Genomic DNA, 26,130 nt, shown 5'->3' on the forward strand with positions numbered 1-26,130 from the left:
GGGCCGCCGTGACCTGCCGGTCACCACGCATGGCGCACAATTGCAGCGTGAGCCGCATCCGCATCCCGCTCCTGACCGCCGCCGTCGCCGCGTCGGCCGCGCTCGTGTCCCCGCTCGCCGGGGCCGCTCGGGGAGTACGCCGGTCGATGGGTGCGCGTCCCGCCGCGGCGTACGACTCGCCACAGTTCCGGGAAGGCGTCTTCCACAACCGGCTGCCGATGAGCGTGGTCGAGCCCGGGAGCACGGGTTCGATGGCGGCCGAGTGGGCCCGTCGCGGTGACGTCGGCCGGCCGAAGGGGACCGTGCCGCTGGTGACCCCGGACCTGCCGCGCCGCGCCGGCGACCTGGCCGCCACCTGGCTGGGCCACGCAACCGTGCTGCTCGAGATCGGCGGGCACTGGGTGCTCACCGATCCGGTGTGGAGCGACCGGGTGTCGCCGTCGGCGACCGTCGGTCCGCGCCGCAACCACCCGGTCCCGATGGAGCTGGCCGACCTGCCGCCGCTCTCGGCGATCCTGATCTCGCACGACCACTACGACCACCTCGACACGGCGACCATCGACAGGCTCGTCGCGCTGCAGGACGCACCGATCGTGGTGCCGCTCGGCATCAGCGCACACCTCCGCCGGTGGGGCGTGCCGGAGAACCGCATCGTCGAGCTGGACTGGGGCCAGTCGCACCGCGTCGGTGACCTCACCCTCACCTGCACCGAGGCCCGGCACTTCTCCGGTCGAGGCTTCACCCGCAACACGACCCTGTGGTCTTCGTGGGTCGCGGCGGCGGGCGACCGGCGGGTCTTCTTCGGCGGCGACACCGGCTACACGCCCGCGTTCGAGCAGATCGGTGCCGACCACGGTCCGTTCGACCTGACCGTGCTGCCGATCGGGGCCTACGACCACCGGTGGCGCGATGTCCACATGGACCCGGCCGAGGCGGTCCAGTGCCACCTGGACGTCCAGGGCGGACCGGTGCCCGTCCACGACGCACCTGAGGACGAGCCGGCGCCCAATCCGGCGCCCGGCGTGCTGCTGCCGATCCACTGGGCAACCTTCGACCTGGCGTTCCACCGCTGGGCCGCGCCGGCAGACTGGCTGCGCGAGGAGGCCGCCGAGCGAGGTGTGGCGATCGCGCAGCCTCGACCGGGTGAGCGCTTCGAGATCGACGGCGATCTGCCGATAACCGACTGGTGGACCGCTGTCGCCCGCTAGGTTGCTCCGATGAGCGATCAGGCCCCACCGCCGCCCCCTCCGCCCCCTCCGCCCGCGCCGACATCGGCCGCACCGCCGCCGCCTCCCCAGGCATACGGCGGGGCGACACCGGTCGGGACCCACGTCGGCGCGGTGCGCTCCACGGGGACCTGCATCCTGCTCGAGATCGTCACCCTCGGCTTCTACGGCCTGTACTGGTACTACCAGACCCACGAGGACATGAAGCGGCACAGCGGTCGCGGCCTCGGGGGAGTCGTCGCGCTGATCCTCGCGTTCTTCGTCGGGTTCGTGATGCCGTTCATCACCTCCTCCGAGGTCGGCAACCTCCAGGAGGCCGCCGGGCGTCAGAAGACCGTGTCGGGCGTGAGCGGACTGTGGATCCTGCTGCCCCTGGTCGGCGCGATCGTCTGGTTCGTCAAGACCAACGGCGCACTCAACGAGTACTGGCGCTCGCGCGGCGCCGTCGGCTGATCCTGGACCACACCCGCCGACGGGTTCGTGTCCGCTCTGCCACGTAGGGTTGGGGCGACATGACGACCCAGTTCCCGATCCCCGGCATGCCGGCCGCCGACGCGACCGACGACGCCACCACCGGTGAGGGAGCTGGGTCGGCAAAGCGCCACAAGCCGACCCGCGACGAGCTCCTCGCCGGGCTGAACGAGCCGCAGCGCAGGGCGGTCGTGCACGAGGGTGCGCCCCTGCTGGTGGTCGCGGGCGCCGGCTCGGGCAAGACACGCGTGCTGACGCGGCGGATCGCCTGGCTGATCTCCCAGCGCAACGTCCACCCCGGCTCGGTGCTGGCGATCACCTTCACCAACAAGGCCGCCGCGGAGATGCGCGAGCGCGTGCAGGAGCTGGTCGGCAACCGCGCCCGGATCATGTGGGTGAGCACCTTCCACTCCGCGTGCGTGCGCATCCTGCGCAAGGAGATCGGCCACTTCGACTTCAAGTCGAACTTCACCATCTACGACGCCGCGGACTCCAAGCGGCTGATGACCCTGGTCTGCCGTGATCTCGACCTCGACGTGAAGCGGTTCCCGCCTGGCGCGGTGCTGCACTGGATCTCGAACGCGAAGAACGAGCTGCAGGACCCGGACGACGCCGGCAAGGACGCAAGGAACGTCCAGGAGGAGACGTACGCCGCGGCGTACCGGGTCTACCAGGAGCGGCTGCGGCAGGCCAACGCCCTGGACTTCGACGACCTGCTGATGATGACGGTGCACCTCTTCCGGCAGTTCCCCGACGTGCGCGAGAACTGGCGGCGGCGCTTCCGGCACGTCCTCGTCGACGAGTACCAGGACACCAACCACGCGCAGTACGCCCTGATCCACGAGCTCTGTGCGCACGACCCGGAGCAGCTCGAGGCCGAGGCGATCCCGCCCGCTGAGCTGATGGTGGTCGGCGACGCGGACCAGTCGATCTACGCGTTCCGCGGTGCCAACATCCGCAACATCATGGACTTCGAGCAGGACTTCCCGAACGCCGAGACGGTCCTGCTGGAGCAGAACTACCGGTCGACGCAGACGATCCTGACCGCGGCGAACTCCGTGATCGGGCACAACGAGGGACGCAAGCCCAAGCGGCTCTGGAGCGAGGCCGGCGACGGGGCGAAGATCATCGGCTACGTCGGCGACGACGAGCGCGACGAGGCTCGGTTCGTGGCCGAGGAGATCGACAAGCTGTCCGACGAGGGGTCCGCCCGGGCCGGCGACGTCGCGGTCTTCTACCGCACCAACGCCCAGTCGCGCGTCTTCGAGGAGGTGTTCATCCGGGTCGGGATGCCCTACAAGGTGGTCGGCGGGGTCCGCTTCTACGAGCGTCGCGAGGTCCGCGACGCCCTCGCCTACCTGCGGACGCTGGTCAACCCCGCCGACCAGGTGCCGCTCCGGCGGATCCTGAACACCCCCAAGCGCGGCATCGGCGACCGTGCGGAGGCCTGCGTCGACGTCTACGCCGCGCGCGAGCGGGTCACGTTCTGGGAGGCGCTGCAGCATGCCGACGAGGTGCCCGGCCTCGCGACCCGGTCGCTGAACGCGATCAAGGGGTTCGTGGAGCTGATCGAGCAGCTCCAGTCGATGGTGGAGGCAGGCGAGCGTGTCGACGTCGTGCTCGAGCAGGTGCTCACCCGCAGCGGCTACCTCAAGGAGCTCGAGGACTCCGACGACCCCCAGGACGAGACCCGGGTCGAGAACCTCGCCGAGCTGGTCGCGGTCGCCCGCGAGTTCGCCGACGACCCCCAGGTCGGTCCCAGTGCCGATCCGGCCGACGCTGTCTTCGCGTCCGAGGGCGATCCCGTCGCACCGCCGCCCGGGCTGACCGACTTCCTCGAGCGGGTCGCGCTCGTCGCCGACTCCGACCAGATCCCCGACGCCCCCGACGGCGAGGACGCTCCAGGCGTGGTCACGCTGATGACGCTGCACACCGCCAAGGGCCTGGAGTTCCCGGTCGTGTTCCTCACCGGCCTCGAGGACGGGATCTTCCCTCACTCGCGGTCGCTGGGCGACAAGCCCGAGCTCGAGGAGGAGCGCCGGCTCGCGTACGTCGGTGTCACCCGCGCGCGCGAGCGGCTCTACGTCTCCCGCGCCGTGATGCGGTCCGCCTGGGGCGCTCCGGCGCACAACCCGGCGTCGCGCTTCCTCGACGAGCTGCCCGTCGACCTCGTGGACTGGCGTCGTACGGCGGCCGAGCAGACCTCGTGGGGCCGGCCGGATCTGGGGGCCGGGTTCGGCTCGTCGCGCCCCCTGGCGGGAGCGCTCACCGGTCGCGGACGGGAGCAGATGCAGAGCCGCTTCGGCAGCGCGTCGGTCAAGGCGGATGCGTCGAAGAAGGCGATGGCGGGTCGCCAGGTGCCGAGCCTCGACCCGGGCGACCGGGTGCAGCACGATTCCTTCGGCCTCGGCACGGTGATCACCGTCGAGGGAGTCGCCGAGAACTCGGTCGCCTCGATCGACTTCGGCAGCGAGGGCGTGAAGCGGCTGCTGCTGCGGTATGCGCCGGTAGAAAAACTCTGACGTTCAGGTCGCGCTGTCAGGTGCGGTCCCTGCCCGGATCGCCGAGCGGGCAGAAACGCGCGGGCGCGCCGAGGAGACGCGTTTCAGCCCGCTCGGCTCCACGCCCTGACGTCGGCATCGAGCCTCGTCAGGGCGTGACCCCGTGGTACACGAACTCCGGGTACGGGTCCACCGGGTCGCCGCCGCCGGGGCGGACCTCGATGTGCACGTGCGGGCCGGTGGTGTGCCCGGTGCTGCCCACGGTGCCGATCTGGGCGCTCTGGATCACCTTGTCGCCGATGCTGACGCCGATCGTGGTCTGGTGGCAGTACCAGATCTCGGTGCCGTCGGGCAGGGTCTCGACCGTCTTGTTGCCGTAGGAGCCGTCGTAGCCGGTGTCGGTGATCACGCCGGTGGCGATCGCGTAGATCGGCGTGCCGCTCGGTGCCGCGAAGTCCAGGCCGGTGTGCACGCTCGACCAGAGGCCGACCTGCCCGAAGCGGGCGGTCAGGTGGTAGCCGACGGTGGGCAGCACCCAGAGGTTCTTCGCGATCTGGTCGGCGCGCTTCTCCGCGGAGTCGGCCAGCTCGAGCAGCTTGCCGGTGCGCTGATCAGCCTGCTCCTCGACCGCCTGCTGGGTGCTCGCCTTCGACGTGTCCTGCAGGGCCTGCCGCTGGGAGTCGCGGCTGATCGCCAGGGCCCGGGCGTCGCTGCCGGCGGGAAGCGCATCCGAGCCGTTGAGGGCCTCGGCGGATCCGGAGGACAGCGCCAGGTTGCCGTCGCTGCCGGGCAGCTGGCCGGGGCCGAACGCGACCGCGCCGCCTGCGGCGGCGAGGATCGCGACCGCGCCGACGATCGTCGGCGCCGAGGGCAGGAAGGCGGGGGTGGCCCGGCGACGACTCGCCTTGCGCTTCCCCCCGGCGGAGCCGGCTCGGGACGTCGTCCGCGGTGCCGGTTCACGGACAGGTTCACGCGCCGCTTCACGGGTGCGCCGTGGCTCGACCGCAGCCCGCTTGGGGCCGCGATGGTCTGCCCGGTGGTTACCCATACTTCCCTTTGCTCGAACGGCGCTGACGGTTCAACGTCGTCGGATGGTTGAACGTGTGACCGGCCAAACAGTAACGGAACGGTATCGGCCAGTGAAATCGGGGCGCCCACGAATGTGGACGGCTCATGAAGGCCCGGTGGACCACCCCGTTGCGGACACGGTGCCGGGCCGGGGTCGGTTAGCCTTCCGGACATGCTCCGCATCGTCGTCGCGAAGCCCGGTCTGGACGGCCACGACCGGGGGGCCAAGGTGGTCGCCCGGGCGCTGCGCGACGCCGGCCACGAGGTGATCTACACCGGTCTGCACCAGACGCCCGAGCAGATCGTGGAGACCGCGATCCAGGAGGACGCCGACATCATCGGCCTCTCGGTTCTCTCTGGTGCCCACATGTCACTGTTCCGGCGGCTCACCGAGCTGCTCGCCGAGCGTGACGCCGCCGACATCGTCGTGTTCGGCGGCGGCATCGTCCCCGACGAGGACCTCCCGGCCCTCACGGAGATGGGGGTGGCGAAGATCTTCACCCCCGGTGCAACGACCGGTGAGATCACCGGCTGGGTCGCGGAGCGGTTCCCCGACGACTGAGCAGCCGCAGGCGCAGGGGGAGTGTGGCGGATCCCACGTCCATCCCGGGACCTGGCTTCGATCGAGGCCCTTTCGCGGGTTTATGGTCAGCGGTGCGCCGGTTTCACCTCGGCGCCACATCCCTGGCCTCGACAGATGGGTGATCCCGTGGACCTGATGGAGTACCAGGCGAAGGAGCTCTTCGCCAAGCATGGAGTGCCGGTGACGCTCGGCATCGTGGTCGAGAAGGCGGAGGACGCGGAGGCCGCGGCCGAGCAGCTCGGCGGTGTCGTGGTGGTGAAGGCGCAGGTCAAGGCCGGCGGCCGCGGCAAGGCCGGCGGCGTCAAGCTCGCGAAGACTCCCGCCGAGGCGGTCGAGCACGCGAAGGCGATCCTCGGGATGCAGATCAAGGGCCTCACGGTGAACCGCGTGCTGATCGCGCCCGCGGCGTCCATCGAGGAGGAGTACTACTTCAGCTTCCTGCTCGACCGGGCGAACCGCTCCTACCTGTGCATCGCCAGCGTCGAGGGTGGGGTGGAGATCGAGGAGGTCGCCAAGACCAACCCCGACGCCGTGAAGAAGATCCCGATCAGTGCCGCCACCGGTGTCGACGCCGCGAAGGCCGCCGAGATCGTCGACGAGGCCGCCTTCCCCGCCGCCCTGCGCGACCAGGCGATCCAGACCGTGCAGGCGCTGTGGAAGGTCTTCGTCGAGGAGGACGCGACGCTCGTCGAGGTGAACCCGCTGTCGCGGCTCGCCGGCGACAAGCTCGAGGCGCTCGACGGCAAGGTCTCGCTGGACGAGAACGCAGAGTTCCGGCACACCGACCACGAGGCCTTCGAGATCCGCGAGGAGGAGGACCCCCTCGAGGCCGCGGCGAAGGAGAAGAACCTCAACTACGTCAAGCTCGACGGGCAGGTCGGCATCATCGGCAACGGCGCGGGACTGGTCATGTCGACCCTCGACGTCGTCGCGTACGCCGGCGAGGCCCACGGCGGCGTCAAGCCGGCCAACTTCCTCGACATCGGTGGTGGCGCCAACGCCCAGGTGATGGCCGACGGCCTGCACATCATCCTCGGCGACCCGCAGGTCAAGAGCGTGTTCGTGAACGTCTTCGGCGGCATCACCGCCTGTGACGAGGTCGCGAACGGCATCGTCGGCGCGCTCGGCATCCTCGGCAGCGAGGAGACCAAGCCGCTCGTCGTACGGCTCGACGGCAACAACGTCGAGGAGGGTCGCCGAATCCTCATCGAGGCCAACCACCCGCTGGTGACGCTGGTGGAGACCATGGACGGCGCGGCCGACAAGGCCGCCGAGCTCGCGAACGCCTAGGAGACGGAACAGTGGCGATCTACCTGAACAAGGACTCGAAGATCATCGTCCAGGGCATGACCGGCGGGATGGGCTCGAAGCACACCACCCTGATGGTCCAGGCCGGGTCGAACATCGTCGGCGGGGTCAACGCCCGCAAGGCCGGCACCTCGGTGAACCTCGGCGGCAAGGACCTGCCCGTCTTCGGCAACGTCGCGGAGGCCATGGCCGAGACCGGCGCCGACGTGTCGGTGGTCTTCGTGCCCCCGGCCTTCACCAAGGACGCCTGCATCGAGGCGATCGACGCCGGCATCGGCCTGCTCGTCGTGATCACCGAGGGCGTGCCGGTCCAGGACACCGCCGAGGTCTTCGCCTACCTCGAAGGCAAGTCCACGCGGATGATCGGCCCGAACTGCCCCGGCATCATCACGCCCGAGGAGTCGTTGGCCGGCATCACCCCGCACACGATCGCGGGCAAGGGGCCGATCGGCCTGGTCTCGAAGTCCGGCACGCTGACCTACCAGATGATGTACGAGCTGCGTGACTACGGCTTCACCACCGCCATCGGCATCGGCGGCGACCCGGTCATCGGCACCACCCACATCGACGCGCTGGAGGCCTTCGAGAACGACCCGGAGACCAAGGCGATCGTGATGATCGGCGAGATCGGCGGCGACGCCGAGGAGCGGGCGGCCGACTACATCAAGGCGCACGTCACCAAGCCGGTCGTCGGGTACGTCGCCGGGTTCACCGCTCCCGAGGGCAAGACGATGGGCCACGCAGGGGCCATCGTCTCCGGCTCGTCGGGCACCGCGCAGGCCAAGAAGGAGGCCCTCGAGGCCGCCGGCGTGCGGGTCGGGAAGACGCCCTCGGAGACCGCCGAGCTGATGCGCCAGCTGCTCAAGGAGCTCTGACCCCCGTCGCCGAGGCGGCGCAGCCGAAAGCCTGAAGCACGCCGAGGCGGCGGAGATGAAAGCGTAGACCTTTCATTTGCGCCGTCTCGGCGTACCCGGGCCCTTCATTTGCGCCGTCTCGGCGTACCGGGGTCTTTCATTTGCGCCGTCTCGGCGTACCGGGGTCTTTCATTTGCGCCGTCTCGACGTACCCGGGTCTTTCAGCTGCGCCGCCTCGGCGTGTGGGGGAGCCAGCGGGCCGAGGCGAGCGCCGCGAGCGCCCACACCGCGACGGTGACGGCCGCGGCGACGTGCAGGCCGTGGAGGAAGGGCACCGCCTTCGCGGGCGTGCCGGCGACGGCGCCGTACGCCGCGATGCCGATGGCGCCACCGGCCTGACGAGCGGTGTTGTTGACGCCCGAGGCGAGGCCGGAGCGGTCCGGCGTCACCGCCCCGATCGCGGCTGCGACGACCGCGGGCGTCAGGATCCCGATCCCGATGCCCCAGCAGAGCAGTGCCGGCACGATCCGTGCGTACGACGTGTCGGTCGACCACGTCGTCAGCAACCCGACGCCGACCGCGGAGAAGGCCAGGCCGACGACCGCCGGCAGCCGCGGACCGCGGGCGGAGATCACGGCGCCCACCAGCGGGGGCAGCACGACGAGCGGCAGGAAGAGCGGCAGCACGGCGACTCCTGCGTCGAGCGCGCTGCGCCCCTGGACGTGCTGGAGGTAGAGCGTCAGCACGAACAGCAGCCCCAGGGTGCACAGGTTCATCGACCCGGCGACCGCGTTCGCGACAGAGAACGGCCGGTTGCCGAACAGGCTGAGCGGGAGCATCGGCTGGCCGACCCGGCGCTCGGTCAGCACGAAGCAGACCCCACCGGCAAGCGCGGCGGCGGCAGCCGCGAGGACGCCCAGGTCGGGGCCGGTCCGACCGAGCTCGATCACCGCGAACGTGGCTGCCGCAAGGGTGGCGGCGCCCAGGACGGTGCCGGTGACGTCGAGCCGGCGGTCCCGCGCGCCGTGGTCGCGAGGCACCAACCGGGCCGAGACGATGAAGGCCACGAGCACGACCGGCACGTTGACGAGGAACACCCACCGCCACCCGGCGCCGTCGACCAGGACACCCCCGAGCAGCGGACCGGCAGGCAGGGCCACGCTCCCGACCCCCGCCCACACCCCGATCGCCCGGGCCTGCTCGGACCGCTGGGGGTAGGCGCGGCTGATGATCGCGAGCGTCCCGGGCAGCAGCAGCGCCGCGCCGACGCCCTGGCCGACCCGGGCCGCGATGAGCACCCCCGTGGTCGGCGCGACGACGCACGCGGCCGACGCCAGTCCGAAGACGGCCATCCCGCTCAGCACCACGCGCCGGTGCCCGAGGCCGTCGCCGACGGTGCCGCCGGCGAGCAGCAGCACGGCGAGCGCGAGCGCGTAGCCGTCGACGACCCACTGCAGGCCCGCGACGCCGGCCCCCAGGCCCTCCCCGATCCGCGGGAGCGCGACGTTGACGACGGTCACGTCGAGCAGGACCAGGAAGTAGCCGACGCACATGACGACCAGCAGCAGCCCTCGACGCGCGACAGGCCGGTCGGCCGGCGTACGGCGTTGGGTGGTGCTCGGTCCTGAGGTGCCCACCACGCCCGCATACCCGGCCAGTTACCTGGCATGTGTCAGGCGTGCTCGCCGGCAGGCAGGGACGTGCGCTCTGCCCGAAGGCGCCGCTGGCGCTCGACCGTGGCCGCGTAGAACGCCCAGCCCGCGGAGAAGCTCGCGAACAGGGTGACCACGAAGAACAGCCAGGGACGGTTGATGCCGAGTCGACGGCCGCCCACGATCGAGATCAGCGGCAGCAGCACGACGTTCGCGGTGATGAAGTCGCCGGACGCGGAGCCGGCCGCCGGGTTGTCGAAGAGCAGCCCCACGTACTGCTGCCAGCTGCCGTCGCCCACGAACGGGTTGGTGAGCCAGCCGTCGGTGTTCTCGGTGACGAACCGGACGTTGAAGTACCAGCCGATCCCGATCGAGACGAGGCCGACGGCGTACAGGCCGATCTCCAGCGACGACAGCAGCGGCCCTGATGCGGGCCGGCGGAAGATCTCCGGGTTGGAGCGAAGGACGAGCCAGACGACCACGACGCCGAGGATCGCGTGCACGGTGAGGGAAAGCATCGGGTCAGCCTCGACCGCTCGCCGCGTTCGGGCAAGGCTCAGGTGACCGCGTTGCGGGTCGAGTACGCCGGGTCGGCGTGCTCCTCGCCGGCCAGCACCGCCTCGAGGTGCTCGACGGCGTCGTACACGTCCACGTGGCGCACGTAGAGCGGCGCGAGACCGAACCGCGCGATGCCGGGTGCGGCGCCGTCGTCGCGGTAGTCGCCGATCACCCCGCGCGCGATCAGCGCCTGGACCACTCCGTAGGCGTGCGGGTGCCGGAAGGACACCTGGCTGCCGCGACGGTCGTGCTCGCGAGGAGTCACGATCTCGATCTCCGGCCAGCGGCCGGCGCAGCGCTCCTCGAGCAGGCCGAGGAACAGGTCGGTGAGCGAGAGCGAGACCTGCCGCAGCTCGGCGACCGTGACGCCGTCGAACGCCTCGAGCGCGGCGTCGAGCGCGGACAGGGCGAGCACCGGGGGAGTGCCGGACGCCCACCGGGCGATCCCCGGTGCCGGCTCGTAGTCGCGGCTCATCGCGAACGGCGCCGCGTGGCCCATCCAGCCGGTGATCGGCTGCTGGGCCTCGTCCTGGAGCCGCGGGCTCACCCAGGTGAAGGCGGGGGAGCCGGGTCCGCCGTTGAGGTACTTGTAGGTGCAGCCGACCGCCAGGTCGGCGTCCGCCGCAGCCAGGTCGACCGGCACGGCACCGGCCGAGTGGCACAGGTCCCACTGCACCAGGACACCGCGCGCCTGTGCGGCCGCCGTGGTCCCGCGCAGGTCGAACATCGCGCCGGTGCGGAAGTCGACGTGGGTCAGGCTGAGCAGCGCCACGTCGTCGTCCACCGCGGCGAGCGGGTCGGCGGGGTCGCACCAGCGCAGCTCGAGCCCGAGCAGGTCGGCCACCCCGGCGGCGACGTAGCCGTCGGTGGGGAACGTGGACGGCTCGACGACGATCGCCCGGCGCCCGGGCCGGAGACGCGCCGCGGCCACCATCGTCTTGAACAGGGAGACACTCGTCGAGTCGCCCACGTGCAGGTCGGCGGCGTCGGCTCCGACCAGCGGGGCGATCCGGCCCGCGACCCGCGCGGCGAGCTCCATCCACCGTCCGGCACCCGTGGGCAGGGCGTTCCACGAGCGGATCAGGCCGTCGCCCCACTCCTCGGCGACGACCTCGGCCAGGCGCGTGGGCACCGTGGTCGGCAGCGCGCCGAGCGAGTTGCCGTCGAGATAGACCACGCCCTCGGGGACGGTGAACCTGGCCCGGGTGTGCGCCAGCGGCGAGGACTCGTCCAGCCGCTGGGCGTCCGTCCGGCTGGTCACGGACCGACCTCGTGCAGCCGGTCCCGTGCGCGCACGACGAGCGCCTCGAACGTCTGCTGGTCGACGTCGTACTTGCCGACGGGGGTGAGGTTCACCTGGGCCACGTAGCTCCCGAGCTGGACGACTCCCATCCAGAACGGGACCACGTCCTCCTGCTTGTTGACCTGGTTCTCCAGGCGCCACATCGCGTACGACGCGCCGCCGGCCGCCTTCAGGTGGACCCCCGAGTGGCCCACCTTGCTGGCGAGCTCGCGCTTGGGGCACGACGCCATCCGGTCGGCGATCCTCTTGACGAAGGCGGTCGCGGCCGCCTCGTTGGGGAACTGGCCGAGCGTCTCGCTCAGGCCGAAGCGGTCGGGCAGCCCGGCGTCGGGGATCAGGTACGTGCGGGTCACCGCCTTCGCCGCGCCGGACTTCACGAAGTCGGCCTGGTCACAGGTCGTGGCCGCGACGTTCACCTTGGCCGGAGCAGGGTCGGTGCCGCCCCAGGGCTGGATCACGTCGGCCACCGCGGGAAGGTCGGCGATCGCCAGCATGCCCGGCGCTTCACCGCTGGGCGGCGGCAGGCTCGGCTCCGCGATCACGGCGCCGACGCACTGGCCGGCCACGCGCGAGGAGCAGAGGTTCTGCACCGACGCGGTCAACGCGTTCACCATCAGCCCGGCGTCGGCGGGCCCGGGCGTGGGAGTCTCGAGCACCGCTGAGGTCGTCAGCGACCCGGTCCGGGCGATCCCGACCAGGAACGACCGCGGCTGCTGGTCGGGGATCCGCATCCGCAGCACCTGCGCCTCCTCGCCGACGCCGTGCACGGCGTACGCGTCGACGAGCTGGATCCGCGCAGCGGTGCAGCCGGCGTACCAGCCCAGGGTGGTGTCGTAGGCCTTCTTGGCCGCGCCGGCCGAGTTGGAGATCTCGACGGTCTGGACGAGCCCCCGCTGAGGCGTGGCGGTGGCGAACGTGCGCACCCACGTGCCGAGGCCCCTCGGGTCGGCGAAGCGTGCGGCCTGGCACATGGTGTTCTTCCACTGCGCCGCGGTGTTGTTGGTGGTCGCGGTCACCTGCCAGGCCTGCTTCGGCGCCAGCGGCGCGACCTGCTCGGGGCTGAGCAGTAGCTTCTTGCTGACCAGTGCGCTCGGCTTGGGGGCTGCCCGGCTGGTGCCCTGGGGCAGGACGAGGGCGCCGGCACCGATCGTGACCAGGACCGCGAGTGCGGCGCCGAGCACCGCGTGGTTGCGACGCCGGCGCAGTCCGCTCCGGCGGATGGTCGCCGGGCGGGGGAGCCGCACGCTGTCGGCGAGCGGTCCGAGAGCCTCCAGCCGCCCCCGGATCGACGTCGAGTCGCCGTCGAGGGCCAGGGCGGTTGCCGCCGTCGCCTGCTGGAGGTGCTGCTCGGCACGCTCCTGCGTCTCGCCGATCTCCCGGCCGATCTCACTGAGGGGCGCCGCCGCGAGGTGGGCCAGCACCAGCGTCTTGCGGTCTGCGTCGGGCAGCTTGTGCAGCGCCTCGAGCAGCTCGGCCTGCTCGGCGGCGAGGCTCTTCTCCTTGTGCCACGGGCGGGCCGTGTGCCGACGCTGCGCGATCGTCCACGCTCGCGGCCGGACCCACTGCTCCGGGTCGTCCATCCGCCCGACCTTGCTCCAGTGGTGCCGGGCAGCCACGTAGGCGTCGCGGACGGCGCTGCGCGAGGCCGGGAGGTCGCCGGTCACCGCGAAGGTCTGGAGGACGAGTCGTCGGCGGGTGTTGACGTAGAACTCGTCGAATTCCTCGGCAGTGGGCATGACAGGTCGAGGTTACGCGACGTGTGTGGGGCACGAAGTGCCGCTCACCCGCGTGGCACACCCCCGAAGCCGCCGGGCCATGGGTGAGGATGGACGGGCGATGAGACCGGCCACCTCCCTCGACAGCTTCGCCCCGTCCGGGGTGGGAGCGACATGACGATGACCACTCGCCCGGCGGGAGCCACCACCGTCGCCGAAGAGCCGCCTCCCGGCAGGCCGTTGGTGACGCGTGCCGCCGTCGCCGGGGCTGCGGCCGCCCTGATCGGCCTGGTCGTGTGCATGTCGGTCGCGCTGACCGGCTGGTTCCTGGCCGACGCCGGCTCGCACGGCGACACCACCGATGCCCTGCGCGTCGGCGCCGACGCCTGGCTCGCCGGTCACGGCTCCCGCCTGGTGCTCTCCGGCGTCCCGCTCGGGATCACGCCGCTGGCGGTCACGATGATCCTCGTGCTCACTGCCTTCCGCGCCGGGCGCTGGGCCGGTCGCTGGGCCGGTCGCTGGGCCGGTCGCTGGGCCGGTCGTCCCGCGACACCTCGGCCGGACGACCGCGAGAGCCTCTCGATGGCGGTCGCCACGTTCACCTGCGCGTACGTCGTGATCGCCGTGGTGACCTGCGTCCTGGCGTCGCAGTCCGGAGCCTCGCCGGTGCTCGGGCGTGCCCTGCTCGGCGCTCTCGCGGTGTCCGCTCTCGCCGGGGGGTGCGGCCTCGCCGTCGGCAGCGGCCGGCTCGCCGAGGCGATCGGGCTGGCCCCGGCCTGGACGACCGACGTTCTCACGGGCGCGCTCGCCGGCGCCCTGTGGCTGGTCGCGGCCAGCGCCCTGCTGGTCGGTGGCTCGCTGCTGCTGTCGTTCAACGAGGCCGCCACCGTCCTCTCCCGGCTGCACCTGGATGCGGGCGAGGCGCTCAGCTACACGGTCGTGATGGCGCTCTTCGCGCCCAACGCCGTGCTCTTCGGCACCTCCTACCTGGTCGGTCCCGGGTTCGCCTTCGGCACCGGTACGACGGTCTCCCCGACCGCGGTCTCGCTCGGGGTGGTGCCGGCGTATCCCGTGCTCGCCGCGCTGCCCGGCGAGGGTCCGACGCCCGGGTGGCTGGTGCTGCTCCTCGCGATCCCCGTCCTCGCCGCCGCGCTCGGGGCCGGCGCGGCCGTCACCCGTGGCGGAGCGATGCCGCACGACCTGGCCGCCCTGCGCGGCGCCGCGGCCGGCTTCCTCGCGGGCATCCTCGTCACGACCCTGGTCGCCCTCTCCGGCGGCCCGCTCGGCACCGGCCGGATGGCCGACATCGGCGCCCCGGTCGCCGAGGTGCTGGTCTTCGCCACCGGGCTGATGAGTGTCGGCGGCATGCTCGGCGCCTTCGGTCGCAACTGGTGGCGACGACACCGCGGCGAGGAGGTGGTCACCGCCCCGATCGAGGGCCCGGCCACCGGCCCGCAGGACACCGAAGCGACCATCGAGGTCCATCTGTAGCCTGTCGGCCATGCCCGCCGCCGCAGATCCCGCACGCCTGGTCGTGCTCGTCTCCGGAGCCGGGACGAACCTGCAGGCCCTGCTCGACGCGTGCGCCGACCCGGCGTACGGGGCGCGGGTGGTCGCCGTGGGCGCCGACCGCGACGGCATCGAGGGCCTCGCCCGGGCCGAGCGCGCCGGGATCCCCACCTTCGTGCGCAAGGTCGGGCAGTTCACCTCCCGCGAGCACTGGGACCTCGCGATGGCCGACACCGTCGCAGCCTTCGAGCCGGACCTCGTCGTCTCCGCGGGCTTCATGAAGCTGGCCGGCACGGCCTTCCTCGAGCGCTTCCACCACCGCTACCTCAACACTCACCCGGCGCTGCTGCCGTCGTTCCCGGGGATGCACGGGGCCGCCGATGCGCTGGACTACGGGGTCAAGGTCACCGGGGCCACGCTGTTCGTCGTCGACGAGGGCGTGGACACCGGTCCGATCGTCGCCCAGGCCGTCGTACCGGTCGAGGACGACGACGACGTCGAGTCGCTGCACGAGCGGATCAAGGTCGCCGAGCGGCAGATGCTCGTCGAGAGCATCGGCAGGATGGCGCGCGAGGGAGTCACCGTCGACGGCCGGAGGGTCCGGTTCGGCCACGGCGTCCGCACGACCTAGGATGAGGGCACACAACTGGCGCAGGTGGGCAACCACCGGGGAGTGGCCCGGAGACGGGTGGCGAGTGCATCGAACGCCTGGGTGCCCTCATCGTGATCGAACCGATGAGGAGTGGCACCGATGAGCAACCAGCTGAACCAGATCCCAGTCAGGCGCGCCCTGGTCTCCGTCTACGACAAGTCCGGTCTCGAGGACCTCGTCCGCGGCCTGCACGAGGCCGGCGTCGAGCTCGTCTCGACCGGCGGCTCGGCCGCCCTCATCGACGGGCTGGGCATTGCCGTGACCCGCGTCGAGGACCTCACCGGGTTCCCGGAGTGCCTGGACGGGAGGGTCAAGACCCTGCACCCGAAGGTGCACGCCGGGATCCTCGCCGACCGCCGGCTGGACAGCCACGTCGCACAGCTCGCCGACCTCGGCGTCGAGCCGTTCGACCTGGTCGTCTCCAACCTCTACCCGTTCACGCAGACCGTGCTGTCCGGGGCGTCGGCCGACGAGTGCGTGGAGCAGATCGACATCGGCGGCCCGTCGATGGTCCGGGCCGCCGCGAAGAACCACCCGTCGGTGGCCATCGTCACCTCGCCCGACCGGTACGCCGACGTGCTCGCCGCCGTGGCCGCCGGTGGCTTCACGCTGGAGGAGCGCAAGCGGCTGGCCGCCGAGGCGTTCCAGCACACGGCGTCCTACGACGTCGCCGTGGCCTCGTGGATGAGCAGTGTCCTGGCCGACACCTCCGAGGGCACCGGGTTCCCCGCCTGGACCGGCGCCACCTGGGAGAAGGCCGCCGTGCTCCGCTACGGCGAGAACCCGCACCAGCCGGCCGCCCTCTACCGTCACTGGCGCGGTGGCCTGGCCGCCGCCGAGCAGCTGCACGGCAAGGAGATGTCCTACAACAACTACGTCGACACCGACGCCGCATGGAAGGCCGCCAACGGCTTCGCGGAGCCGGCGGTGGCGATCATCAAGCACGCCAACCCCTGCGGGATCGCGGTCGGAGTGGACGTGGCCGAGGCCTACGTCAAGGCCAACGAGTGCGACCCGACCTCGGCGTTCGGCGGCGTGATCGCCGTCAACCGCCCGGTGTCGGTGGAGATGGCCGAGGCGATGCGGGAGACGTTCACCGAGGCGATCGTGGCCCCGGCGTACGACGACGGCGCCGTCGAGGTGCTGCAGTCCCTCCCGCGCGGAGGCAAGAACATCCGGATCCTCGTGTGCGCGCCCGACGAGCACCCGGACCCCGTCGAGTTCCGCGGCATCAGCGGCGGCATGCTGATGCAGCGCGTCGACCACGTGGACGCCGAGGGCGACGACCCGCAGAGCTGGACCCTCGCGACCGGCCAGCCGGCGACGCCCGAGCAGCTGGCCGACCTCGCGTTCGCGTGGCGTGCCTGCCGCTACGTCAAGTCCAACGCGATCCTGCTGGCCTCCGGCGGCGCCTCGGTCGGCGTCGGGATGGGCCAGGTCAACCGGGTCGACTCCTGCAAGCTCGCCGTCGCGCGAGCCGGCGACCGCGCGGGCGGCTCGGTGGCCGCCTCCGACGCGTTCTTCCCCTTCGAGGACGGCCCGCAGGTGCTGATCGACGCCGGCGTGAAGGCGATCGTGCAGCCGGGCGGCTCGGTGCGCGACGAGCTGACCATCGAGGCGGCGAAGGCCGCCGGGGTCACCATGTACTTCACCGGCACCCGGCACTTCTTCCACTGAGGCAGGATGACTCCGTGACCGCACAGACACTCGACGGAACCGCCACCCTCCGGACGATCAAGGCCGAGCTGACCGAACGGGTCGCCAAGCTGAGGGAGCAGGGCGTCACGCCCGGCCTGGGCACCGTCCTGGTCGGCGACGACCCCGGCTCGCACTGGTACGTCGGCGCGAAGCACAAGGACTGCGCCGAGATCGGGATCCACTCGCTGCGCCACGACCTCCCCGCCACCGCGACCCAGGCAGAGGTCGAGGCGGTCATCGACGAGCTCAACGCCGACCCCGGGTGCACAGGCTTCCTCGTCCAGCAGCCCACCGGTCTCGACGAGTTCGCCCTGCTCTCGCGGGTCGACCCCGACAAGGACGTCGACGGGCTGCACCCGTTCAACCTCGGCAAGCTGGTGCTCGGCCAGGCGGGCCCGCTCCCGTGCACGCCGGTCGGGATCATCGAGCTGCTGCGGCGTCACGACGTACCGATCGCCGGTGCGGAGGTGGTCGTCGTCGGTCGCGGGATCACGGTCGGCCGCCCGCTCGGGCTGCTGCTGACGCGGCGCAGCGAGAACGCCACCGTCACGCTCTGCCACACCGGCACCCGCGACCTCGCGGCACACGTGCGCAGCGCGGACATCGTGGTCGCGGCGGCCGGCGTGCCCGGCATCATCACCGGCGACATGGTCAAGCCCGGCGCCGCGGTGCTGGACGTCGGCGTCTCGCGGGTGGACGGCAAGATCGCCGGCGACCTCGCGGCGGACGTGCACGACGTGGCCGGCTGGGTCTCCCCGAACCCCGGTGGAGTCGGTCCGATGACGCGGGCGATGCTGCTCGAGAACGTGGTGTCGATCGCCGAACAGCGCGCCGCGGGGTGACCGACCGCGTGCGTCGTCGCTACCCGTCCACGTTCGGCGGCCTGATCTACATCGTCGTCGTGCTGGTCACGATCGTCGGCCTGGCGCTGGTCGCTTTCGGCCCGTGGCGGCGGGGTGTCTCGCTGCTCGGGTTCGCGCTGATCTTCGCGGCTGCGATGCGCCTGGTGACCAAGGAGGACGAGGCCGGCATGCTGCGGGTGCGCAGCCGCTGGTTCGACGTCACCGTGCTCGCCGGGGTGGGCGTCGCGCTGCTCGCCCTGGGCGCGAGCATCCCCGAGCAGACGGGGCCCTGAGATGACCGCTGAGACGCCCCGGTTGCGGATGGGTGTGGTCGGGACCGGCTACTGGGCCGACGTCGTGCACGTGTCCGGCGCGGCCGAGCACCCGGGCGTCGACCTGCTCGGAGTGTGGGGCCGCGACCTCGAGAAGGCGGCCGCGGTGGCCGACCCCCGCGGTGCACGCGCGTACGACGACTTCGATGCCCTGCTCGACACCGTCGACGTGCTCACCTTCGCGGTGCCGCCGGACGTGCAGGCGCCGCTGGCCGTCCGTGCCGCCGAGGCCGGGAAGCACCTGCTCCTGGAGAAGCCGATCGCGATCGACCTCGCGTCCGCGGACCGGATGGTCGAGGCGGCTGACGGGGCCGGGATCAGCACGGTCGTGTTCTTCACCTACCGCTTCGTGCCGGTCGCGGAGACCTGGCTCCAGGACGTCGCCTCCCACGACCTGCTCGGCGGCGCCGCGTGGTGGTACGCCGGCCACGCGGCCGCGGGCAGCCCGTTCGCCTCGTCGCCGTGGCGCCAGCAGGAAGGCGCGCTGTGGGACGTCGGACCGCATGCCCTCTCCGGGCTGCTTCCCGCGCTCGGACCGGTCACGGCGATCACCGGCTCGCGCGGCCACGGCGACCTCGCCCACCTGGTGCTGACCCACGAGAGCGGCGCGACCAGCGTGATGTCGCTGAGCATGACGATGCCCGCCGGCGGCGAGCGGGTCGGGATCGAGGTCTACGACGAGCACGGCTGGCACACCCGGCCGGAGCCCGAGCGCGACGTCCAGCAGGCCTATGCGACCGCGCTCGACGAGCTGCTCGCCAATGCGGCCGCAGGGGAGACCCGGCACCGCTGCGACGTACGCTTCGGCCGCGACGTGGTCGAGGTGCTCAGCCGCTGCGAGGACGTGCTCGGCCGCCGCTCCTGACCGGAGGGGTCTCGCCGACGGTCAGATCAGCCCGAGCTCGCTGACCGCGTCGCGCTCCTCGGCGAGCTCGGCGGTGGACGCGTCGATCCGGCCGCGGGAGAAGTCGTCGATCTCCAGGCCCTGGACGATCTCCCAGTTGCCGTCCTTGGTGGTGACCGGGAACGACGAGATCAGGCCCTCGGGCACCCCGTAGGAGCCGTCGGAGACGACCGCCATCGAGAGCCAGTCGTCGTCGGCCGAGCCGGTCAGCCAGTCGCGGGCGGCGTCGATCGTCGCCGACGCCGCGGAGGCGGCCGACGAGGAACCGCGTGCCTCGATGATCGCCGCGCCGCGCTTGGCGACGGTCGGGATGAAGGTGTTCTCGATCCAGTCCTGGTCGCCGACGACCTCGGCGGCGTTGCGGCCACCGACCTCGGCGTGGAAGACGTCCGGGTACTGGGTGGCGGAGTGGTTGCCCCAGATGGTCATCTTCCTGATCTCGGTCACCGCCGCGCCGGTCTTCGCCGCCAGCTGCGAGATGGCGCGGTTGTGGTCGAGCCGGGTGAGGGCGGAGAACCGCTCGGCCGGGATGTCGGGGGCGTTCTTCATCGCGATCAGCGCGTTGGTGTTCGCCGGGTTGCCGGTGACGCCGATGCGGATGTCGTCGGCGGCGACGTCGTTGAGCGCCTTGCCCTGCGCGGTGAAGATCGCGCCGTTCGCCTCCAGGAGGTCGCCGCGCTCCATGCCGGGCCCGCGCGGGCGGGCGCCGACGAGCAGTGCGAGGTTGACGCCGTCGAAGATCTTGGTCGCGTCGGCGCCGATCTCGACGCCGGCGAGCGTCGGGAACGCGCAGTCGTCGAGCTCCATCACGACGCCCTCGAGGGCCTTCAGTGCCGGCTCGATCTCGAGCAGCCGCAGCTCGATCGGCCGGTCGCCGAGCAGCGAGCCGCTCGCGAGGCGGAACAGCAGGCTGTAGCCGATCTGACCGGCTGCGCCGGTCACCGCAACCTTGAGGGGAGTAGTGCTCACGTGGGGCTCCTCGCCGCGTTCTGGGGGACTCGGGTCGAAATTAGCGCACCCCTCCGGCCGGCCCGCGACCAGCCCGGGTCCCGGGAAATCGCGCCGCCCAGTCTTGATCGATTCCAGAAACGGTGCTTGAGTGGGCGGGTGCCGACCGCCGACCCGACCGCCGCCCTGCGCGACGCCGGACTGCGTGCGACCGGTCCCCGCATCGCCGTGCTCCGGGCGCTCCAGGAGCACCCGCACGCGGACACCGACACCCTCGCCGACGCCGCGCGAGCCGAGCTCGGCTCGGTCTCCACGCAGGCCGTGTACGACGTACTCAGAGCCCTCACCGACGCGGGCCTGGCGCGCCGGATCGAGCCGGCCGGGTCGCCGGCGCGGTTCGAGGTGCGGGTCGACGACAACCACCACCACGTGGTCTGCCGGGGCTGCGGCACCATCGCCGACGTCGACTGCGCCGTCGGCGCGCGCCCTTGCCTGACCGCCTCGGACACCCACGGCTTCGTCATCGACGAGGCCGAGGTCACCTACTGGGGCCTGTGCCCCGCCTGCTCCACCTCACGACCCGCCTGACCGGCACCTTCCCGCAGGCCATCTCCCGAAAGGTTGCACATGACTGACACCCACGGCGTCACCGAGCAGGGCAGCGAGAGCGAGAACCCGGCGATCGACTCGCCCGAGGCGCACGCACACCGACCGCGGTCCAACCGCGACTGGTGGCCCAACCAGCTCGACCTGTCGGTGCTGCACCAGCACTCGCCCGCGGCGAGCCCGCTGGACGAGGACTTCGACTACGCCGAGGCGTTCGCGAGCCTCGACGTCGAGGCTCTCAAGCAGGACGTGGTCGAGGTGCTGACGACCTCGCAGGACTGGTGGCCGGCCGACTTCGGTCACTACGGCGGCCTGATGATCCGGCTGAGCTGGCACGCCGCCGGCACCTACCGGATCGCCGACGGTCGCGGCGGCGCGGGCGACGGGAGCCAGCGGTTCGCGCCGCTGAACAGCTGGCCCGACAACGCGAACCTGGACAAGGCCCGCCGTCTGCTGTGGCCGGTGAAGAAGAAGTACGGCAACAAGATCTCGTGGGCCGACCTCCTGGTGCTCGCCGGCAACGTCGCCCTGGAGTCGATGGGCTTCAAGACGTTCGGGTTCGGCTTCGGGCGTGAGGACATCTGGGAGCCCGAGGAGGTCTTCTGGGGTCCCGAGGACACCTGGCTCGGCGACGAGCGCTACAGCGGCGACCGTGAGCTCGCCGGTCCGCTCGGTGCGGTCCAGATGGGCCTGATCTACGTCAACCCCGAGGGTCCGAACGGCAACCCCGACCCGCTGGCGGCGGCGCGGGACATCCGCGAGACCTTCGCCCGGATGGCGATGAACGACGAGGAGACGATCGCCCTGATCGCAGGAGGGCACTCGTTCGGCAAGACGCATGGGGCCGGCAACGCCGACCTCGTCGGGCCTGAGCCCGAGGCGGCGCCGGTCGAGGACCAGGGCCTCGGCTGGAAGAGCAGCCACGGCTCGGGCAAGGGCGCCGACGCGATCACCAGCGGGCTCGAGGTGACCTGGACCAACACCCCGACGCAGTGGGGCAACGGGTTCTTCGAGAACCTCTTCCGCTACGAGTACGAGCTCACCGAGAGCCCCGCGGGTGCGCACCAGTGGGTGGCCAAGGATGCCGAGGCGACCGTGCCCGACGCGTTCGGTGGACCCGCCCGGAAGCCGACGATGCTCACCACGGACCTCGCGCTGCGCGTCGACCCGGCGTACGAGAAGATCTCGCGGCGCTTCCTGGAGCACCCCGAGGAGTTCGCCGGGGCCTTCGCCAAGGCCTGGTACAAGCTCCTGCACCGCGACATGGGCCCGGTGTCCCGCTACCTCGGCCCGTGGGTGCCCGAGCCGCAGCTGTGGCAGGACCCCGTGCCGGCGGCCGACCACGAGCTGATCGACGACGAGGACGTCGCGGCGCTCAAGGCGCAGCTGCTCGCCTCCGGGCTGTCGGTCTCACGGCTCGTCGCCACGGCCTGGGCCGCGGCCGCGAGCCACCGCGACACCGACAAGCGCGGCGGCGCGAACGGGGGCCGGCTCCGCCTCGAGCCGCAGCGGAGCTGGGAGGTCAACGAGCCCGACGAGCTCGCCGGGGCCCTGGCGACGCTCGAGACGGTCCAGCAGGACTTCAACGGCTCCCAGACCGGCGGCAAGCGGGTCTCGCTGGCAGACCTGATCGTGCTCGGTGGCTCTGCGGCGGTCGAGCAGGCAGCGCGAGAGGCGGGCGTCGAGGTCACCGTGCCGTTCACGCCGGGCCGCACCGACGCGACCCAGGAGCAGACCGACGTGGACTCGTTCGCGGTCCTCGAGCCGCGGGCCGACGGGTTCCGCAACTACCTCCGCGCCGGCGAGAAGCTGCCGCCGGAGATGCTGCTGCTGGACCGTGCGAACCTGCTCTCGCTCACCGCTCCGGAGCTCACCGTGCTCGTCGGCGGCATGCGCGTGCTGGCCACCAACCACGGCGGCTCCACGCACGGTGTCTTCACCGACCGGCCCGGCGTGCTGAGCAACGACTTCTTCGTGACCCTGCTCGACATGGGCACGGAGTGGAAGGCGTCCGAGGGCAGCGAGAACGTGTACGACGGTCGCGACCGCGCCACCGGCGAGGTCACCCGGACCGCCACGGCGGTCGACCTGGTCTTCGGGTCGAACTCCCAGCTGCGTGCGCTCGCGGAGGTCTACGCCAGCGACGACGCCGGCGAGAAGTTCGTCCGCGACTTCGTGGCCGCCTGGACGAAGGTGATGGAGCTCGACCGGTACGACCTGCGCTGAGCGGACTCACCCACGAGACCGCCGAGGCGGCGCAGATGAAAGGAATTCTCTTTCATCTGCGCCGCCTCGGCGTCTTTCAGGCTTTCATCTCCGCCGCCTCGGCGGAATTTGGGGGGGTCAGTCGGTCTCGCCGACAATCATCGCGTGGGTCATGCCGGCGATCGCCGCGCCGAGGAGCGGGGCGAGCAGGAAGACCCAGACCTGGGCGAGGGCGTCGCCTCCGCCGAACCAGGCGACCCCGAGGGACCGGGCCGGGTTGACCGACGTACCGTCGATCGGGATCGACACCAGGTGGATGAGGGTCAGGCACAGGCCGATGGTCACGCCGGCGACGGCCGGGGTGGCCCGCCGCGAGGTCGCACCGAGGATCACGTAGAGGAACATCGCGGTGAACACGATCTCCGCGATGATCACCGACCACAGGGCGAAGTGCGCCGGCGAGTGGTCGCCGTACCCGTTGGTGGCCATGTGGCCGCTGGCCGTGAACCCGTCGACGCCTTCGGCCATCAGCAGCAGCAGGGCGCCGGCCACCGTCGCGCCGACGACCTGGGCGATCACGTAGCCGGGGACGTCCTTCCAGTCGAACCTCCGGGCGGTCGCGAGGCCGATCGTCACCGCCGGGTTGAAGTGCGCTCCGGAGATGTGGCCCAGCGAGTAGGCGCCGGTCAGCACCGTGAGACCGAACGCGAGGGCGATCGCGACGTGGTCGCCGCCGTAGATGGCGGTGCCGCAACCACCGAGGACCAGCCAGAACGTGCCGAGGGCCTCCGCCCCCAGCCGTGAGTTGCCGGTCGGGGGCACCGGTGTGCCGGGGTCGACCACCGGTGTCGGAATGGCATCTGCTTCGGACATGACGACCTCCCGGGGGAGTCGGAATGGGACCTAGCCTTTCGATGCTGGGGCACCGAACCGGCCGAATCGGGGCGACACGCCGACCGATAGAGTCACGAACGTGAGCACTGAACCGAAGATCGTCTACACCCACACCGACGAGGCGCCCCTGCTGGCGACGTACTCGTTCCTGCCGATCGTCGCCGCGTACGCCGCCAAGGCCGGCGTCGCCGTCGAGACCCGCGACATCTCGCTGGCCGGCCGGATCATCTCGAGCTTCCCCGAGCGCCTCACCGAGGAGCAGCGCATCCCGGACGCGCTCGCCGAGCTCGGCCAGTGGGCGCTCGAGCCCGAGGCGAACATCATCAAGCTGCCCAACGTGAGCGCGTCGATGCCGCAGCTGAAGGTCGCGATCGCCGAGCTGCAGGGCCAGGGCTACGCGCTGCCGGACTACCCGGACGACCCGCAGACCGACGAGGAGCGCGAGGCCCGCGCACGCTACGACCGGGTCAAGGGCAGCGCGGTCAACCCGGTGCTGCGGCAGGGCAACTCCGACCGTCGCGCCCCGGCGGCGGTGAAGAACTACGCCCGCAAGCACCCGCACTCGATGGGTGCCTGGACCGCCGACTCGAAGACCAACGTCGCCACCATGGGCCAGCACGACTTCCGCGCCAACGAGAAGTCGGTGGTGCTCGAGTCCGAGGACACCCTGCGGATCGAGCTGGAGGCCGCTGACGGCACCGTGACGGTGCTCAAGGAGTCGCTGCCCGTCCAGGCCGGCGAGGTGGTCGACGCGACCGTCATGCAGGTGGCTCACCTGCACGCCTTCCTGCGCAACGCCATCGCCCGGGCCAGGGCCGAGGGCGTGCTGTTCTCGGTGCACCTCAAGGCGACGATGATGAAGGTCTCCGACCCGATCATCTTCGGCCACGTCGTCACCGCGTTCTTCGACGACGTGTTCGCCAAGTACGGCGACCGGCTGGCTGCCGCCGGCCTGAGCCCCAACGACGGGCTCGGCGGGATCCTCGCCGGCCTCGACCGGCTCGACGACGGCGCTGAGATCAGGGCGGCGTTCGAGCAGGCGATCGCCGACGGGCCCGACCTCGCGATGGTCGACTCCGACCGCGGCATCACCAACCTGCACGTGCCCAGCGACGTGATCGTCGACGCGAGCATGCCGGCGATGATCCGCACCTCGGGCCACATGTGGGGCGCCGACGGCCAGGAGCACGACACGCTCGCTGTCATCCCCGACTCCAGCTACGCCGGTGTCTACCAGACGGTGCTCGACGACTGCCGGGCCAACGGCGCCTTCGACCCGACCACGATGGGCTCGGTGCCCAACGTGGGCCTGATGGCCCAGGCGGCCGAGGAGTACGGCTCGCACGACAAGACCTTCGAGATCCGCACCGCCGGCACCGTCCGGGTCGTGAACGCCGCAGGTGACGCCCTCCTCGAGCACGACGTCGAGGCCGGGGACATCTGGCGCGCGTGCCAGACCAAGGACGTGCCGATCCGCGACTGGGTCAAGCTCGCGGTGACGCGTGCACGTGCAACCGGTGCCCCGGCGGTCTTCTGGCTCGACGAGAGCCGCGCGCACGACCGGACCCTGATCGCGAAGGTCACTGCCTACCTCTCCGACCACGACACAGAAGGGCTGGACATCAAGATCCTGAGCCCGGAGCTGGCCACGGCGTACTCCCTGGAGCGGCTGCGGCGCGGTGAGGACACCATCTCGGTGACCGGCAACGTGCTGCGTGACTACAACACCGACCTGTTCCCGATCCTCGAGCTCGGCACGTCGGCCAAGATGCTCTCGGTCGTCCCGCTGATCGCCGGGGGTGGCCTGTTCGAGACCGGCGCTGGCGGCTCGGCGCCCAAGCACGTCCAGCAGCTGGTCAAGGAGAACTACCTGCGCTGGGACAGCCTCGGTGAGTTCTTCGCCCTGGCCGCCAGCTTCGAGCACTTCGCCCAGGCGACCGGCAACACGCGTGCGCAGGTGCTCGCCGACACCCTGGACCGGGCGACCGGCACGTTCCTCGAGGAGGACCGCTCACCGGGGCGCCGGCTGGGCACCACCGACAACCGCGGCAGCCACTTCTACCTCGCGCTCTACTGGGCCGAGGAGCTGGCCGCGCAGACCGAGGACACCGAGCTCGCCGAGGCGTTCTCCGGACTGGCGAAGACGCTGCGGGAGAACGAGCAGACGATCGCCGACGAGCTGCTCGCCGTGCAGGGGTCCCCGGCCGACATCGGCGGCTACTACCGCCCCGACGAGAAGCTCGTCGACGCCGTGATGCGCCCGTCGAAGACCCTCAACGAGGCGCTGGCCAGCCTCTGACC

22 protein-coding genes and 1 riboswitch are annotated in these 26,130 nt (G+C 71.5%); of the genes, 15 read left to right on the plus strand and 7 right to left on the minus strand.

Annotated features, from left to right (window positions below; translation table 11 throughout):
- Positions 1-47: 47 nt before the first annotated feature.
- From ACVW00_RS05290 to pcrA, 3 genes are read left to right on the plus strand one after another with little or no spacing between them, the layout of a single operon-like run.
- Complete coding sequence (locus tag ACVW00_RS05290; RefSeq protein ID WP_457109858.1) at positions 48-1,208, plus strand: MBL fold metallo-hydrolase; 1,161 nt, start codon at positions 48-50, stop codon at positions 1,206-1,208.
- Positions 1,209-1,217: 9 nt separating this feature from the next.
- Positions 1,218-1,679, plus strand: coding sequence for a DUF4234 domain-containing protein (locus ACVW00_RS05295; protein WP_457109859.1), 462 nt, complete (start codon positions 1,218-1,220; stop codon positions 1,677-1,679).
- Between the two features lie 59 nt (positions 1,680-1,738).
- Positions 1,739-4,219 (plus strand): DNA helicase PcrA, encoded by a 2,481-nt coding sequence (pcrA, locus tag ACVW00_RS05300; protein ID WP_457109860.1) that lies wholly within the window; start codon positions 1,739-1,741, stop codon positions 4,217-4,219.
- 127 nt (positions 4,220-4,346) lie between these two features.
- Here the strand turns inward: pcrA and ACVW00_RS05305 are convergent, their stop codons facing one another.
- Complete coding sequence (locus ACVW00_RS05305; protein ID WP_457109861.1) at positions 4,347-5,246, minus strand: M23 family metallopeptidase; 900 nt, start codon at positions 5,244-5,246, stop codon at positions 4,347-4,349.
- A gap of 192 nt (positions 5,247-5,438) precedes the next feature.
- On the opposite strand from ACVW00_RS05305, the gene ACVW00_RS05310 reads away from it, so the two are divergent.
- The 3 genes from ACVW00_RS05310 (at position 5,439) to sucD (ending at position 8,032) form a co-directional block, all read left to right on the plus strand.
- A complete protein-coding gene (locus ACVW00_RS05310) occupies positions 5,439-5,828 on the plus strand; it encodes a cobalamin B12-binding domain-containing protein (RefSeq protein ID WP_457109862.1) in 390 nt (129 codons plus the stop codon).
- A 147-nt stretch (positions 5,829-5,975) separates the two neighbouring features.
- Positions 5,976-7,139, plus strand: a complete 1,164-nt coding sequence (gene sucC / locus ACVW00_RS05315) for an ADP-forming succinate--CoA ligase subunit beta (RefSeq protein ID WP_457113075.1) — start codon at positions 5,976-5,978, stop codon at positions 7,137-7,139.
- Between the two features lie 11 nt (positions 7,140-7,150).
- The gene (gene sucD, locus ACVW00_RS05320; protein WP_457109863.1) at positions 7,151-8,032 is read left to right on the plus strand and encodes a succinate--CoA ligase subunit alpha; all 882 of its coding nucleotides are present in this window, start codon (positions 7,151-7,153) and stop codon (positions 8,030-8,032) included.
- 200 nt (positions 8,033-8,232) lie between these two features.
- On the opposite strand, the gene ACVW00_RS05325 is transcribed toward sucD, so the two are convergent.
- From ACVW00_RS05325 to ACVW00_RS05340, 4 genes are read right to left on the minus strand one after another with little or no spacing between them, the layout of a single operon-like run.
- Positions 8,233-9,648, minus strand: coding sequence for an MFS transporter (locus ACVW00_RS05325; protein ID WP_457109864.1), 1,416 nt, complete (start codon positions 9,646-9,648; stop codon positions 8,233-8,235).
- Between the two features lie 35 nt (positions 9,649-9,683).
- The gene (locus tag ACVW00_RS05330) at positions 9,684-10,181 is read right to left on the minus strand and encodes a DUF2834 domain-containing protein (protein WP_457109865.1); all 498 of its coding nucleotides are present in this window, start codon (positions 10,179-10,181) and stop codon (positions 9,684-9,686) included.
- 38 nt (positions 10,182-10,219) lie between these two features.
- A complete protein-coding gene (gene kynU / locus ACVW00_RS05335) occupies positions 10,220-11,482 on the minus strand; it encodes a kynureninase (protein WP_457109866.1) in 1,263 nt (420 codons plus the stop codon).
- On the minus strand, positions 11,479-13,260 hold the full coding sequence (locus tag ACVW00_RS05340; protein ID WP_457109867.1) for a sigma factor-like helix-turn-helix DNA-binding protein: 1,782 nt from the start codon (positions 13,258-13,260) through the stop codon (positions 11,479-11,481). The genes kynU and ACVW00_RS05340 overlap by 4 nt, the downstream gene beginning before the upstream one ends.
- A 159-nt stretch (positions 13,261-13,419) precedes the next feature.
- On the opposite strand from ACVW00_RS05340, the gene ACVW00_RS05345 reads away from it, so the two are divergent.
- The 6 genes from ACVW00_RS05345 (at position 13,420) to ACVW00_RS05370 (ending at position 19,137) form a co-directional block, all read left to right on the plus strand.
- The gene (locus ACVW00_RS05345; protein WP_457109868.1) at positions 13,420-14,730 is read left to right on the plus strand and encodes a cell division protein PerM; all 1,311 of its coding nucleotides are present in this window, start codon (positions 13,420-13,422) and stop codon (positions 14,728-14,730) included.
- A gap of 10 nt (positions 14,731-14,740) precedes the next feature.
- Entirely contained in the window at positions 14,741-15,379 is a 639-nt protein-coding gene (gene purN, locus ACVW00_RS05350; RefSeq protein WP_457109869.1) for a phosphoribosylglycinamide formyltransferase, read from the plus strand.
- Between the two features lies 1 nt (position 15,380).
- Positions 15,381-15,469: riboswitch (ZMP/ZTP riboswitch) on the plus strand.
- 30 nt (positions 15,470-15,499) lie between these two features.
- On the plus strand, positions 15,500-17,077 hold the full coding sequence (gene purH / locus ACVW00_RS05355) for a bifunctional phosphoribosylaminoimidazolecarboxamide formyltransferase/IMP cyclohydrolase (protein WP_457109870.1): 1,578 nt from the start codon (positions 15,500-15,502) through the stop codon (positions 17,075-17,077).
- Positions 17,078-17,091: 14 nt separating this feature from the next.
- Positions 17,092-17,940 carry a bifunctional methylenetetrahydrofolate dehydrogenase/methenyltetrahydrofolate cyclohydrolase gene (locus tag ACVW00_RS05360; protein WP_457109871.1) on the plus strand — a complete coding sequence of 283 codons (849 nt, stop codon included), beginning with the start codon at positions 17,092-17,094 and terminating at the stop codon, positions 17,938-17,940.
- A complete protein-coding gene (locus tag ACVW00_RS05365; protein WP_457109872.1) occupies positions 17,937-18,233 on the plus strand; it encodes a DUF3017 domain-containing protein in 297 nt (98 codons plus the stop codon). The genes ACVW00_RS05360 and ACVW00_RS05365 overlap by 4 nt, the downstream gene beginning before the upstream one ends.
- Before the next feature lies 1 nt (position 18,234).
- Positions 18,235-19,137, plus strand: a complete 903-nt coding sequence (locus ACVW00_RS05370) for a Gfo/Idh/MocA family protein (protein WP_457109873.1) — start codon at positions 18,235-18,237, stop codon at positions 19,135-19,137.
- Positions 19,138-19,158: 21 nt separating this feature from the next.
- Here ACVW00_RS05370 and ACVW00_RS05375 read toward each other — a convergent pair whose 3' ends face one another.
- A complete protein-coding gene (locus tag ACVW00_RS05375) occupies positions 19,159-20,145 on the minus strand; it encodes a malate dehydrogenase (RefSeq protein ID WP_457109874.1) in 987 nt (328 codons plus the stop codon).
- A 138-nt stretch (positions 20,146-20,283) separates the two neighbouring features.
- On the opposite strand from ACVW00_RS05375, the gene ACVW00_RS05380 reads away from it, so the two are divergent.
- Positions 20,284-20,712: a Fur family transcriptional regulator gene (locus tag ACVW00_RS05380; RefSeq protein ID WP_457109875.1), complete on the plus strand. Its 429-nt coding sequence runs from the start codon at positions 20,284-20,286 to the stop codon at positions 20,710-20,712.
- A gap of 39 nt (positions 20,713-20,751) precedes the next feature.
- Entirely contained in the window at positions 20,752-22,956 is a 2,205-nt protein-coding gene (gene katG, locus ACVW00_RS05385; RefSeq protein ID WP_457109876.1) for a catalase/peroxidase HPI, read from the plus strand.
- Between the two features lie 117 nt (positions 22,957-23,073).
- On the opposite strand, the gene aqpZ is transcribed toward katG, so the two are convergent.
- Complete coding sequence (aqpZ, locus tag ACVW00_RS05390) at positions 23,074-23,808, minus strand: aquaporin Z (RefSeq protein WP_457109877.1); 735 nt, start codon at positions 23,806-23,808, stop codon at positions 23,074-23,076.
- 100 nt (positions 23,809-23,908) lie between these two features.
- On the opposite strand from aqpZ, the gene ACVW00_RS05395 reads away from it, so the two are divergent.
- On the plus strand, positions 23,909-26,128 hold the full coding sequence (locus ACVW00_RS05395; RefSeq protein ID WP_457109878.1) for an NADP-dependent isocitrate dehydrogenase: 2,220 nt from the start codon (positions 23,909-23,911) through the stop codon (positions 26,126-26,128).
- Positions 26,129-26,130 lie beyond the last annotated feature (2 nt).

Source organism: Marmoricola sp. URHA0025 HA25 (assembly GCF_054059435.1).